Genomic DNA, 14,010 nt, shown 5'->3' with positions numbered 1-14,010 from the left:
TGATTACAAAGAAAGGATAACTTGTGAAAAAAATTTTGTTGAAAATAGTGATATTTTTGATTTTTGTAAATGTGGGATTTGGAGATATTGCTAAAAATTTAGGAGATTATTATTCGATAGATAAAGGAAAGGTTTATTACAAAAATAAAATTTTGGAAGGAGCAAATCCGAAAACTGCTGAGTTGATAGGATTTTCTCTTTTAAAAGATGATAAGAATGTTTATTACATGGGTGAAAAAATAAAAGATATAAAAATTAAAAATTTTGAAAAATTAGGTCAAAATTATTGGAAAAATGAGAATAAAATTTATTATCGGGATAAAAAAATAGAAAATGCTGATATTATGAGTTTTAAAGTTTTGAATGAATATTCTGCGAAAGATAAAAATAATGTGTATATAGGAAATAGCAATATAGGACTTTGGAAACTTGATAAAATTGAAAATCCTGAAACATTTGAATTTTTATCAGATACTATAAATACTGATTCATTTTATGGAAAAGATAAATATAATGTTTATTATGTAAATAGGATATTTTTAAGTTGTTTTGGTACATATACTTGGATAGGGTTTAAAGTAGAAGGAATTAATAAAGATAAAGTAAAAGTTTTGAATGACTGGTTTATAAAAGATGATAAAAATATTTATTTTGAGGGGAAAATTTTAGAAGGTGTAGATTATAATACATTTGAAGTACTTCCAAATGGAGATGGAAAAGATAAAAATCGAAGTTATGAAGATTTGACTAAAGACGAGTTGAAATGGTTTTAATCAACAGGAAACTAATTACTTATACAGATAAAATAAAAAGGGTAGGAAATAAAAAATGGAATTTAGAATAATGACTTACAATATTTATGGAGCAAGGCTTGCGGATGGGAAAAAATTGGCAAAAAGCATAAAAAAATATAAGCCTGATTTTGTTGCATTGCAGGAAGTTGATAAAAATACAAAAAGAAGTAATTTTCGTGACGTAACCCAGGATTTTGCACTTGAACTTGGGTATAATTATTATTATTTTCAAAAGGCAATGGACTTTGATAAGGGAGAATTTGGAATTGCGTTTGTTTCAAAATATGATGTGAAAAATATATATGTTCACGAGCTACCATCTGCTGGAAATGAAAAAAGACAGGTTTTGGCAGCACAAATTAACAGTTCAAAATATAAAAAACATATTTTGGTTATAAATACTCATTTAGATTATGAACCTGCAGTAAAAAGTACCCAAATTGACGATTTGATGACAGTTATAGATTATTTTAAGGGAGATATAAAATTTTTATGCGGTGATTTTAACCTTTTGTCAACAACAGAGCATTATTGGGAAATTTGTAAAAACTGGAATGACACTTATTTTGAAGGTAAAGACTTGGAAAATAAATCAAATCTTGAAAACAGAAATCTTGAAACACAGAGAATTGATTATATAATGGCAAAAAAATATGCAAATTACAGAACTAAGCAAAGTTTTTTTATAAATGATGATTCGCAGGAATGGACAAAGCTGTCGGATCATTTGCCGTATATGGCGGTGTTGGAGATAGAGTGAGAAAAAATATAAAAAATAAAGGATAATTTAAAATATGGGAAAAGAATGTGATTATAATCCACCATTTGAAATTACAAATGAGATAATCGAACTTGTTGCTCAAATTAACGAATTAACAGGAATGATTATAGTTTCAGAAAAACTATCTTCAAATTCAGTTTTGAGAAGGGAAAATAGAATAAAAACAATTTATTCATCACTTGCGATAGAGCAAAATACACTAACATTTGAACAAGTGACGGACGTGATTAATGGGAAAAGAATTTTAGCTCCGCCAAAGGATATAAAAGAAGTTAAGAATGCTTATGAAATCTATGAAAAATTAACTTTATTAAATCCATATTCGATTAAAGATTTACTCAAGGCACATAAAATCTTGACTGCTGATTTAATAAATGAAAATGGAAGATTTCGTACAAAAGGAGCAGGAGTTTATCAGGGAAGTCAGCTGATTCATGCAGGGACACCACCTCAATATATTCCTGAATTAATAGAACAACTTTTTTCGTGGTTAAAAAAGAGTAAAGTTCACCCACTAATAAAGGCTTGTGTATTTCATTATGAATTTGAATTTATACATCCTTTTCAAGATGGAAATGGAAGGTTAGGGCGGCTTTGGCATACATTAATCCTATCAAAATGGAAAGAGTTTTTTGCTTGGCTTCCAATTGAAACTTTGATTCAGAAAAAACAGCAGAAGTATTATGAAGCTATAAATTTATCAAATACTGCTGGAGAATCTACGCCATTTATTACATTTATTCTTGAAATTATAAAAGAAACTCTGGAAGAATTGCAAAAAAATGACTTAAAAATGACTGATATTTTGACTGATAAAATGACTGATAAAGAGCTTCAAAGGCTGAAAATACTGGAAGAGTATTTTGAGAAAAATAATTATATTGATAATAGTGAAGTTCAAAAGATTTTGAATGTTTCGGATTCTACGGCGAGAAGATTTTTGAATAAACTTTTGAAAAATGGAATTTTGGAGGCATTTGGAGAGAAAAAAGGGAGAAAGTATCGGAAGAAATAATTTTGAATTTTTAAATATTTAAAAATCATAAAAAATTACGGTAATTCAAAAATAAATTAATATAAACAGGATGAGATAAAATGGATGTAAGTATAATTACTTGGGATGAAAATTATTATGATAGTTGTTACGAGGATTATCTTCAAATTATGAAAAATAATGAAATTGTTTATTATGGATATTGGTATGAATTAATTTCTTGTAATGAAGAAGCACGATATAAGTTTATGTTTGAATTTAATTATGGGGATATAAAAAATAAATGTGATACAGGTATAGTAAAATTTGAGAATAATTTTTTGATGGTTCCGTATCGTGAAAAAATTTATCAACACAATTACAAATATTTACCTTTAAAATTTACTGAACATCATTTATTAAGGTTGATGTCTAAAGAAGAAATAAGTTTAATAAACAAAATTTCTTGTTCAGATATTTTGTTACAGTGGTTAGGATTGAGTAATTTTAAAGGATATTTTGATACATTTGAAGAATATAAAAAACAATTATTTTATGATATATATTTTGTTGATATAGATAAATTAGATGATAATATTGAAAATTTTTTTAAAGAAATATCGGAATTAAAAAATAGAGAAATAGTAACAATTTTAAGAAATGATTTTGAAATTGTCACGGCTTATTTGAATACGGGAAAAATTTGGAAAGCATTTTTGAAAAAGGATGATAAAATATATTTGAATACAGGACTGGATGTAAGCATAGATATAACAGATATTGCAGAGAAGTATTATAAAAAATTTTAAAATCAATTGCTTTTAAAACAGATAAAAGATATAATTAAGTAAAAAAAGGCAGAAAGTATAGGAAAAAATGCTAAAATATGGAGATAAATTGAATGAAAATAAAATATTCAAAATTTGAAATTAATATGTGGGATATATTTTTTCTAATACTGTTTTTAGGATATTTATTAGGAGGAATTGATATTTTATTTAATGAGAAAGAAAAGGACGGGATATTTTTTTTAGCTATTGGAATAAGTTATTTTATATATAGATTTCTTTTGGTAATGATTATTAAAAATAAGATGAAATTTGATTTTTCTGATTATGAAGTGAAAATAAAAGGTCTATTTTTTGAGAAAACGATTGAATATAATGATATAAAAACTTTGACAGTGAGAAAAAATATATTAGGTTCGTATGATATTTTTTTAAACTTTGACAGCTCAATGAATATTTATAAGTATTTCTGTAATTTAATAATGGATGTTTCAATAGAAAGTAATCATAAAAAAAGTTATATTTTTTGTGACATAAAAAATAAAGATGAAATTTTGGAATGTTTATTGGAGAAAATAGGTTATCCCAAAAAAGAAATTCGTGAAAAAGTGAATGGAGAAAAATTATATGTGAAATATTCAATTTTTGAAAAGAATTTTATGATGTGTTTTGCAATATTTAATTTAATGACAATTTTTTCAGTTGGAATTGCTTGGGGATATTTAAATTTAATGATTAAATTATTTACAATAATAATATTATTACTGGTAGTAACTGTAATAAGATTTTTTAAAAAAAATTATATTATGAAAAGATACAATAATTATAGTATATCAATTTCTGAAAAGAAAAAAGAAATTTATATTATGGATTATTTTTTTGAAACAGATAAAAAAGTAATAATTAATTATGAAAATACAAATTTTAATAGCGTAAAATTTAATTTTTATTATTTTCAAAATAATGTTATGCCTAAAAATTATAAAAAATATGATAATTAAAATTATTGAATACAAATCACATATAGCTCTGTTTATATTTGGTTCTAATTACTAAAAATAATAAAAAACAGGTAATTTATTTGCCTTTAAAAAACATAAAAGGTATAATATCAGTAAATAAAAAAGAAAGGGAGAGATAGAAATGAAAAAAATAGAAAGAATTACATTAATTGTACTAGACAGTGTTGGAGCAGGAGAATTGCCTGATGCAAATTTATTTGATGACTGTGGGTCAAATACCTTAGGAAATATGGCTAAAGCTTATGGGGGAATGAGCTTACCTAATATGGGTAAATTAGGACTTGGAAATATTACTGAGATTGAAGGGACTCCAGCTGTAGAAAATGCTGAAGGGGCCTATGGAAGAGCGATTGAGGTGTCACATGGGAAAGATTCTACGACTGGGCATTGGGAAATTGCTGGTGTGCCGCTAGAAAGACCATTTCCAAATTACCAAAATGGATTTTCAGATGAGGTTATAAAGGAATTTGAAGAGAAAACAGGAAGAAAAGCTATGTTGAATAAGCCAATTTCAGGGACTGTAGCGATTGACCAATATGGAGAAGAACAAATTAAAACTGGAAATTGGATAGTTTACGGTTCAGCGGACCCTGTGTTTCAGATTGCTGCGAATGAAGAAATTATACCATTGGAAGAACTTTACAAAGCGTGTGAAATTGCACTTGAAATTTGTAATGAAAAATCGCCTGTGGCAAGGGTAATTGCAAGGCCTTATGTTGGTAAAAAAGTTGGAGAATTTAAAAGAACTGCGAATAGACACGACTTCTCGATTGATCCTCCAAAAGAAAGCATGCTTGAAAGATTGGAAAAAGCTGGACTTGATGTAGTTGGAATCGGGAAAACGAGCGACTTGTTTAATGGAAAAGGGATTACAGATAATAGAAAAGCTAATCAGGATAACTTAGATGGAATTAAGAAAACAATAGCCGCATTGAAGGAAGATACAAAAGGATTGATTTTCACTAACTTAGTTGATTTTGATGCTGTTTACGGGCATAGAAGAAATGTTGAAGGGTATGTAAAGGCTCTAATCGAATTTGATAATTGGCTGCCTGAAATTGAGAAAAACTTGAAAGATGATGAAATCTTGATTATCACTGCCGATCACGGAAATGACCCTACATTCAAAGGAACAGACCACACAAGAGAGTATATACCTATAATGATTTGTGGTAAAAATGTTAAGAAGAATGTAAATATTGGAACTAGAAAAACTTTTGCTGATATTACGGCAACTGTTGAGGAAATTTTGCTGGGGACAGAGAAAGAGGGAAGTTTTGCAAAAGAAATTTTGGAAGACTAAAAAATAGATAAATATGGGTTAATTGAGGTTGAAAATTAGATGAAGAGAGAGAGTTATGCTGAAAACACCTTTTGGAAATATACGAATGTTTATGGATAAAAAAGAAGTTGAGTTTAATTTTTCTAAAATTCAAAATTCTAAATCTTTTTTGAAAACTGAAACATATTTATTGAAGTATGAATTTAAAAAGGAAAAAGTAGATAAAATAAACAAACATTTTTTAAAATGTATTTTAGAAACAGATTTTGGATGTGAAAGTTACGTTGAGAGTGGAGAGAGATTGGAAGCGATTTCTTTTGAAATTAAAAATGGTAAATTGACAATAGGGACAACTTCTGGATTGTCTATGGCAGAATCTGATGGGAATAATAATGATTTTGATATTGAGTATTTGGAAAATGGAATTGAAATTGTAATTTTTGAAAAAACAAGGAATCAAATTTTTAGTTTTGGAGTTTCTTTTCTAGAAAATGTAAATTTAGAAAATGAAGTTCAAACATGGCTTGCAGTTGATTATGCGATAAATTTAAAAGAAAGGGTAAATAAATGCCAAAATTAATAATAAACAACCTAAATATAAAAGAAAAAAATGCTGATAAAAATGGAACAACTGGTTACAGAGTAAAAATAGATGGTGGAAATCCAATAGAATTTAGAAAAAAATATTTGGAAGTTCAGGTTCCAAAAGGAGAGCATGAAGTTACAATATTTAGGACTGGACTTAAAAAGGTTGTGAAGAAAATTAAGGTAGCGGGGAAAGATGCGAAGGTTTCTGTAAGGATAGATGTCAGTTTACCGATAATGATGGTAATACTGCAATTAATAATAAATAATTTTGTTTTTCCGAAACTTTCACTTTTGAGAACAATTTTTAGTGTTATTTTTTTAATTTTGTTTTTGTATTTGATGTTTATGAGGGAAGTAATAAAAGTGGATGTTGAAGAGTAGACAGCAAGAAATTTTAGCAGAGGATGATGATTTATGAAAGATGGAGAGACAAAAGATAGGGATCAGGAAGAAGAAAAGTGGCTGAATTGGGCGATTGAGTTACAAAGTCTGGCTCAGGCAGGACTTGCGTATGGAAAGGATAAGTTTGATATTGAGCGATTTGAGAGAATTAGAGAGATTTCAGCTGAGATGGTAGCTCATAAGACTGATATTTCGGTAGAAAAAGTAAAAAATCTGTTTTGTAATGAAGTTGGATATCAGACACCTAAAATTGATGCTAGAGCTGCGATTTTTGAAAATAATAAGATTTTACTAATTCAGGAGAGTAATGGAAAATGGGCATTGCCAGGCGGATGGGCAGATGTTCATCTTTCAGTTAAGGAAAATGTGCTAAAGGAAGTTAAGGAGGAAGCTGGAATTGAAGCAAGTGCAGAAATGATTGTAGCCTTACTGGATGTAACAAAAAATCAAGGAAAAGCAATGCCTTATGGCATAACAAAAATTTTTGTGTTATGTAAATATGTTAGCGGAAAATTTGAGAAAAATATAGAAACCATTGACAGCCGATATTTTGGGATTGATGAATTGCCAGAGCTTGCAACTAATAAAACTACTGCTGAGCAGATACAGATGTGTTTTAAAGCTAATGAAAATAGAGATAATTGGAAAGTGATTTTTGATTAAGTTGTAAACAATAGATATTAAATTGTAGGAGTGGAAAATGGATAAAAAATACATTTTAGAAAAGTTGTCAAAAATAGACAAGAATAAATACAGTATATCTGAATTAGGCTTATTTGGAAGTTATGCTAAAAATGTAGAAAATGAAAATAGCGATATAGATGTATTGGTAAAAATGGAATTTAAAAAAGGAATGTATCAAAATTTTTGTAATTTACAAAAAGAATTGGAAGAAATATTTCATAAAAAAGTAGATTTGATAGAAAAAAGTGTATTTGATTATAAATTTAAAACAAAAAATGTTAGAGAATATAAAGAAAAAATAAGAGAAGAGATTCTAGAAAGTGTAATATATGTATAAGAAAAATAGAAATATTATTCAATTTACTTATGATATAGAAGAATGTATAAATGAAGTAATAGAAGAAGTAAATGGGATAGAATATGTTGAATTTGCTGCTGATAAAAAATTGATTGGTTATGTTGAACGGCAACTTGAAAAAATAGGAGAAGCGATAACTCAAATACAAAAGTTAGATAAAAATATTTTGTTACAAAGTTATAATGAAATTAGCTATTGGGAAAATATAAAGGGAATGAGAAATAGATTGATTCATGAGTATTGGGGAACAAGTATTGAAATGGTTTATGAAGTTTCTTTATATGAATTGGAAGAGTTATTAGAATATATAAAACAAGTAAGAAACAATGTAATTAATACTAACTAAAAAACATAAAAAAGACTAATTCTAAAACGTAATAAGTTCTAAAATAGTCTTTTTTTATATATCACACTTTTTTACTTTTAAAATATTTTTTAAAAATTATAATTAACGAGAACCTTTTTTATTATAATCTTTTTGTTTTTCTTTATATTTTCTAACTTGTCTTTCCAGTCTGTCAGATAAGTCGTCAATCGCTGCGTATAAGTCTTTATTTTCAGCTTCTATTTTTATTTTTGTACCACTTGCATAAACTAATCCATCAGCTTTGTGAACAGGACCTTCAGACTTGGTATCTTCGACTGTTAGAACAACATCGATTTCTGTGATAGCATCTGAATACTTAGAAATTTTGCTTACTTTTTCTTCAGTATAATTTTTAATTGCATCTGTAATTTTAAGTTGTTTTCCGCTAATAATGATTTTCATAAATCATCACATCCTTTCATCTATGTCAATAATATTGTACCTTGAAAATCCTAAATGTCAATAGCTGAAATAAAATAATTAAAAATTCTTTATAATAAATGATTAAAAAAACATCTGTTATTTATTAAATTCTGTGAGATAAAATGGCATATAATAAGATTTATAAAGTAATTACAATGGTATGTAACTTCAAATCTTTTAATCTATATTTTAATATTAAAAAAGATTAAAGTATATAATATAAAAATTTAAATTAGTGTTTATTGAATTTGAAATTATTCAATAAATTGTATATAATAATGTTGTAAATTATTGATTTATAAAATGGAAATATAAGGTGAAAAAATGATAAAGTTTTTTAAGCAGGATACAATTTCGCTTGCGAAAAATTTACTTGGGAAATTGATACTTGTGAAAAAGGATGATGAAATATTAGGGGGATATATTGTGGAAACAGAGGCTTATTTGGGAGCAGTTGATAGGGCTTGTCACGGATTTGAAGGCAAAAGAACTCCAAAGGTTGAGGCTTTATTCGGAAAAGCTGGCACAGTTTATATTTATACAATGCATACGCATAAAATGCTTAATATTGTCAGCTGTGAAGAAGGAAATCCGCAGGCAGTACTGATTAGGGGAATTGAGCCAGTGATTAATGTTGAAAGAATGGTTGAAAATAGAGGAAAATCTGGGATTCTAGTTAGCAATGGTCCGGGAAAATTGACAAAGGCTATGGGAATTAGTGACAAATTTAATAAGAGTAATATTTTTGAAATTACTAAAAATTTTCATAAAATAACGCAAGAATTGATTTATAATAGTGAAAATATGAAGGAAAATCTACTTTATGTTGATTTTGAAAATAGTAAAATTCCAAAGAAAATTGAAATTTCGGCAAGAATAGGAATTCCAAATAAAGGAGTTTGGACAGAAAAGCAATTACGATATTTTGTGGCAGGGAATAAATATGTTTCAAGAATGAAAAAATCTGAATTTAATGATAATTGCTGGAAATAATTTTTTAGGTATTGAAAAAATAGTAAAATTTTGTTATACTTTTACTAGGTGAGAAATTTTACAAATATGAAATTTTTTAGTAGATTATTTTTGTTATTAGGATGTAAAGTTAAATTTATTGTGGAGGAAAGATGAAAAAAATTTTTTTTGTCACGAGAGCAATGAGGATATTTTTCACAAGACAAATTGTAAAATTGTCTGCTTTGTTATGTATAAAATGTAAAAAAAATAAATATATAAATTTATGTCAGAAATCTAGGTGAATTTTGTTTACTTAGATTTTTTTTGTTTTTTTATATTGCTTTGATTAATAACAGTTGTTTTATTTATTATTTTTAACAATCTTTTTTAGACAGAGATAATATCATACGCCATATCTCTGCACTCCCGCTTTACACAAAACTTTCTTATAAAAGAAAAAGAAAACTCGCTTTTGAGAATAAATTATTTTAATATCAAAAAATAGATTTTTTTAAAATTTTGGAAAAGCTCAAACAATTCTTTTTCTTCTAACGAAATGTTGCTTGGTATTTATTTTAGTCAAATAAACTATTATGATTAAATGTCAAAAAATACTTAGACAAGTCTAATTTTTAAAGGAGATGGCAACTGTTTAGGATTGTTTTATAAAAATAATTACTTAATAAAAAATAATATGGGTTTCAATTAATTAATTAATATAAATAAAAAATATAGCAGAAAGAAGGAGAGAAAAAAATGAATTATAGAATCTTTGTGGAAAAAAAAGAAGATTTTAGAGTGGAAGCACAGAATTTGTTTAGTGACTTGAAGGAGAACATCGGGATAGATGGGCTTGTTGATGTAAGAGTCTTGAATATTTATGATGTGTTTAACTTGGGTGAAAATGATTTGGAAAAATTGGAAAAAACTGTATTTTCAGAAATAAATGTTGACAATGTTTTTAGATCATTCGATGAAGTGTTTAAGGAAAAAGATTCAGAAAATGTGTATTTTTCAATGGAGTTTTTGCCGGGGCAATATGATCAGAGGGCGGATTCTGCAATTCAATGTATAAATTTATTGATTGACGAAGATAATAATATTAACGTAAAAAGCGGGAAATTGATAATTTTATACGGAAAAATTTCTCCTGATGAACTTGCGAGAATAAAAAAATATTATATAAATGAGGTTGAGGCAAGAGAAAAAGATTTAAATGTTCTAAGTGAAAATGTCGAAATTGAAAATACGGATGATGTTATTGTTTATGAAGGATTTACTGAAAAAACAAAAGAGGAAATTGAAAGTCTTAAAAATGAATTGGAACTGGCGATGACTGTGAACGACTTGTTGTTTATTCAGGAATATTTTAAAAATGAGGAAAAAAGAAATCCTACGGAAACTGAGATTCGTGTTCTTGATACTTACTGGAGTGATCACTGCCGACACACAACTTTTGAAACAATTATTGATGATATAAAAATTGAAAATGAAACTTACAAAAATATTATAGAAAAGGCTATTAATGAGTACTTGGAAAGCAGGGAGTACGTTCATGCTGACAGAATTTCTAAAAAGCCTATGACTCTTATGGATCTTGCTACAATTTTTGGAAAAGAGCAGAGAAAAAATGGGAACTTGCCAGATTTGGAAGTTTCGGATGAAATAAATGCGTGTTCGATCTATATTGATGTGCCAATTGAAAGAATTGATGAAAATGGGAAAAAGAATACAGTTACTGAAAAATGGATTTTGCAGTTTAAAAATGAAACTCATAATCATCCGACAGAAATTGAGCCGTTTGGAGGGGCTTCTACTTGTATTGGTGGAGCAATCCGTGATCCGTTATCTGGAAGAACTTATGTTTATCAGGCTGTGAGAATTAGCGGTTCTGCTGATCCGACTGAAAAAATTGAGGATACAATGGCTGGAAAATTGCCGCAAAAAGTTATTACGCAAGTAGCTGCGCACGGATTTTCTTCTTATGGAAATCAAATTGGGCTTGCGACAACTCACGTGAATGAAATTTACGATGAAGGATATAAGGCTAAAAGGATGGAACTGGGACTTGTCGTGGGAGCGGCACCTGCTGAAAATATTATTCGTGAAAAGCCTGAAAATGGGGATATTGTAATTTTACTTGGTGGAAGAACTGGAAGAGATGGAATTGGAGGAGCGACTGGATCGTCTAAGGAGCATACAACAGAATCTTCAGAAAAATCAAGTGCTGAAGTACAAAAAGGAAATGCGATTGTTGAAAGAAAAATTCAAAGACTTTTCAGAAACAGAAATGTTACAAAATTAATTAAGAAATGTAATGACTTTGGAGCTGGAGGAGTTTCAGTCGCAATCGGAGAGCTTGCTGACGGGCTTGAAATTGACTTGAATAAGGTAAGAGTGAAATATATCGGATTAAATGGTACAGAACTTGCTATTTCAGAATCGCAGGAGAGAATGGCGGTTGTTATTGAAAAACAAAACTTGGATAAATTTATAGAATTTGCAAACGAGGAAAATCTGGAAGCGTATCAAGTGGCTGAAATTAACGATTCAAATAGGCTTGTTATGAAATACAATGGAAAAGCAATTGTTGATATTTCAAGAGATTTCCTAAATACAAACGGAGCAGCCTCAAATATCAATATTACAATTGAAAATACGCCAAAACTAAACTTGAACAGAGAAATTGAAGGAAATGACTTTAGAAGCAAATTTATAAATAACCTGAAAGACTTGAATGTCGCTTCACAAAGAGGGTTGGTTGAAACTTTTGACGCAACAATCGGGGCAACTACTGTATTAATGCCGTTTGGTGGGAAATATCAGTTGACACCTGCGGAAGTTTCGGTACAGAAAGTGTCGGTAATTAATGCAGAAACTGATGTCGCTTCAATGGTTGGGTATGGATACAATCCTTATGTTGCAAAACAAAGCACATTCCACGGTGGTGCTTACGCTGTGATTGAGTCAATGGCAAAAGTTGTCGCTGGTGGAGGAAACTACAAAAACATCAGATTTACATTCCAGGAATATTTTGAAAGACTGGGGCAGGATTCCAAAAAATGGGGTAAACCATTATCAGCATTATTAGGAGCATTGCACATTCAAAAAGCCTTTGGGTTGCCGTCAATTGGTGGAAAGGACTCAATGAGCGGAACATTTAATGAAATTTCTGTACCGCCAACATTGGTATCATTTGCAGTAAGCGTTACAGATGCTGAAAATGTAATTTCTAGCGAATTTAAAAATGCTGGAAACAATGTGTACTTGATTGCAACGCCAAATGATGAAAATGATTTGTCAAAACTTGATGAATTAAAAGCAAACTTTGATTTTATAACTGAAAATATAAGGAATAAAAAAATTGTATCTGCTATGGCTGTGAAAAATGGTGGAATTGCAGAAAGCATTGCAAAAATGACATTTGGAAATAAGCTTGGTGTGGATGTTACGGCACAACTTGATGAAAATGACTGGTTTAAAGTAAATTACGGAGCATTTGTTGTGGAAACTGCTGAAAATATTGAGCATAAAAATGCGATGTTGCTTGGAAAAGTTACTGATGAAGCCAAAATTAGTATAAATGGAATAACTTTTGAATTAGATGAGTTAATTGAAAATTGGGAAAGCAAACTTGAAAAAATCTTCCCAACAAGAAAAGAAGTGGCAAAAGAGCATGAAATTGCACATTGTGAAGGCTTAAAATATGAAAAATTGAAAAAAATTGAACATGAAAATATAATTAGCAACATTTCAAATACTTATGCAAAACCGAGAGTATTTATCCCAGTATTTCCAGGAACAAATTCAGAATATGACTTGGAAAGAGCATTTAACCGTGAGGGAGGATTTGCTAAAATAGGAGTATTTAACAACTTGTCGCATAATAATATTTTAAATTCAATTGATAATTTTGTTAAAGAAATTAATAATTCACAGATTTTAATGCTCCCAGGAGGATTTAGTGCAGGAGATGAGCCAGACGGTTCTGCTAAATTCATGGTTGCTGTTCTAAAAAATAAAAAAATTAAAGAAGCTGTGGAAAATTTACTAAAGAGAGATGGACTAATCTTAGGAATTTGTAATGGTTTTCAAGCACTTATAAAATCAGGATTGCTTCCTTATGGAGAAATCCGTGAATTAAATGAAACTTCTCCAACATTGACTTTTAATGCGATTGATAAGCATATGTCAAAAATTGTACAGACAAAAATTATTACAAATAATTCGCCTTGGCTTTCTGATATGAATGAGGGAGATATTCACTCTGTCGCAATTTCTCACGGTGAAGGAAGAGTAATTATTACAGAAGAACAATATAAAAAATTATTTGAAAATAATCAAATTGCAACAAAGTACGTTGGTTTAGACGGAAATTCAACAATGGATTCGCAATTTAATCCAAATGGCTCATATTATGCAATTGAAGGAATGCTTGCTCACAATGGAAGAATTTTTGGGAAAATGGGACATTCTGAAAGAAAAGGCAAGAATGTTTACAAAAATATTTATGGGAATAAAGAGCAGAATATCTTTAGAAATGGAATAAGATTTTTTAAATAGAAAAAATTATGTTATGGAGATAGGATCTTTA

Annotated in this window: 14 protein-coding genes; 13 read left to right on the top strand and 1 reads right to left on the bottom strand. The window is 28.8% G+C overall.

Going from position 1 to position 14,010, the window contains the following annotated elements; all coding sequences use genetic code 11:
* Positions 1 to 23 precede the first annotated feature (23 nt).
* The 11 genes from BQ5344_RS09410 (at position 24) to BQ5344_RS09360 (ending at position 8,018) form a co-directional block, all read left to right on the top strand.
* Positions 24 to 773 (top strand): DKNYY domain-containing protein, encoded by a 750-nt coding sequence (locus BQ5344_RS09410; protein ID WP_071125102.1) that lies wholly within the window; start codon positions 24 to 26, stop codon positions 771 to 773.
* Between the two features lie 55 nt (positions 774 to 828).
* The gene (locus tag BQ5344_RS09405) at positions 829 to 1,554 is read left to right on the top strand and encodes an endonuclease/exonuclease/phosphatase family protein (RefSeq protein WP_071125101.1); all 726 of its coding nucleotides are present in this window, start codon (positions 829 to 831) and stop codon (positions 1,552 to 1,554) included.
* A gap of 34 nt (positions 1,555 to 1,588) precedes the next feature.
* A complete protein-coding gene (locus tag BQ5344_RS09400) occupies positions 1,589 to 2,590 on the top strand; it encodes a Fic family protein (protein WP_071125100.1) in 1,002 nt (333 codons plus the stop codon).
* 80 nt (positions 2,591 to 2,670) lie between these two features.
* On the top strand, positions 2,671 to 3,357 hold the full coding sequence (locus tag BQ5344_RS09395; RefSeq protein WP_071125099.1) for a hypothetical protein: 687 nt from the start codon (positions 2,671 to 2,673) through the stop codon (positions 3,355 to 3,357).
* A gap of 92 nt (positions 3,358 to 3,449) precedes the next feature.
* Entirely contained in the window at positions 3,450 to 4,337 is an 888-nt protein-coding gene (locus tag BQ5344_RS09390; protein WP_036070636.1) for a hypothetical protein, read from the top strand.
* A 142-nt stretch (positions 4,338 to 4,479) separates the two neighbouring features.
* Positions 4,480 to 5,661, top strand: coding sequence for a phosphopentomutase (locus BQ5344_RS09385; RefSeq protein WP_071125098.1), 1,182 nt, complete (start codon positions 4,480 to 4,482; stop codon positions 5,659 to 5,661).
* Between the two features lie 55 nt (positions 5,662 to 5,716).
* Complete coding sequence (locus tag BQ5344_RS09380; protein ID WP_071125097.1) at positions 5,717 to 6,220, top strand: hypothetical protein; 504 nt, start codon at positions 5,717 to 5,719, stop codon at positions 6,218 to 6,220.
* On the top strand, positions 6,208 to 6,609 hold the full coding sequence (locus BQ5344_RS09375) for a hypothetical protein (RefSeq protein ID WP_071125096.1): 402 nt from the start codon (positions 6,208 to 6,210) through the stop codon (positions 6,607 to 6,609). The genes BQ5344_RS09380 and BQ5344_RS09375 overlap by 13 nt, the downstream gene beginning before the upstream one ends.
* Before the next feature lie 33 nt (positions 6,610 to 6,642).
* Positions 6,643 to 7,293, top strand: a complete 651-nt coding sequence (locus BQ5344_RS09370; protein ID WP_071125095.1) for an NUDIX hydrolase — start codon at positions 6,643 to 6,645, stop codon at positions 7,291 to 7,293.
* 37 nt (positions 7,294 to 7,330) lie between these two features.
* Positions 7,331 to 7,651, top strand: a complete 321-nt coding sequence (locus BQ5344_RS09365) for a nucleotidyltransferase family protein (protein ID WP_021769041.1) — start codon at positions 7,331 to 7,333, stop codon at positions 7,649 to 7,651.
* Positions 7,644 to 8,018 (top strand): HepT-like ribonuclease domain-containing protein, encoded by a 375-nt coding sequence (locus tag BQ5344_RS09360; protein WP_071125094.1) that lies wholly within the window; start codon positions 7,644 to 7,646, stop codon positions 8,016 to 8,018. The genes BQ5344_RS09365 and BQ5344_RS09360 overlap by 8 nt, the downstream gene beginning before the upstream one ends.
* A 102-nt stretch (positions 8,019 to 8,120) precedes the next feature.
* On the opposite strand, the gene hpf is transcribed toward BQ5344_RS09360, so the two are convergent.
* Positions 8,121 to 8,441, bottom strand: a complete 321-nt coding sequence (gene hpf / locus BQ5344_RS09355) for a ribosome hibernation-promoting factor, HPF/YfiA family (protein WP_006803647.1) — start codon at positions 8,439 to 8,441, stop codon at positions 8,121 to 8,123.
* Between the two features lie 345 nt (positions 8,442 to 8,786).
* On the opposite strand from hpf, the gene BQ5344_RS09350 reads away from it, so the two are divergent.
* Positions 8,787 to 9,455: a DNA-3-methyladenine glycosylase gene (locus BQ5344_RS09350; protein WP_083378238.1), complete on the top strand. Its 669-nt coding sequence runs from the start codon at positions 8,787 to 8,789 to the stop codon at positions 9,453 to 9,455.
* 717 nt (positions 9,456 to 10,172) lie between these two features.
* Positions 10,173 to 13,979, top strand: coding sequence for a phosphoribosylformylglycinamidine synthase (locus tag BQ5344_RS09345; RefSeq protein ID WP_071125093.1), 3,807 nt, complete (start codon positions 10,173 to 10,175; stop codon positions 13,977 to 13,979).
* Positions 13,980 to 14,010 lie beyond the last annotated feature (31 nt).

Origin of the sequence: Leptotrichia massiliensis, assembly GCF_900104625.1 — a bacterium.
Lineage (GTDB): Bacteria > Fusobacteriota > Fusobacteriia > Fusobacteriales > Leptotrichiaceae > Leptotrichia > Leptotrichia massiliensis.
The sequence above is the reverse complement of the archived record's forward strand: the minus strand, read 5'-3'. Positions and strand labels throughout refer to the sequence as shown.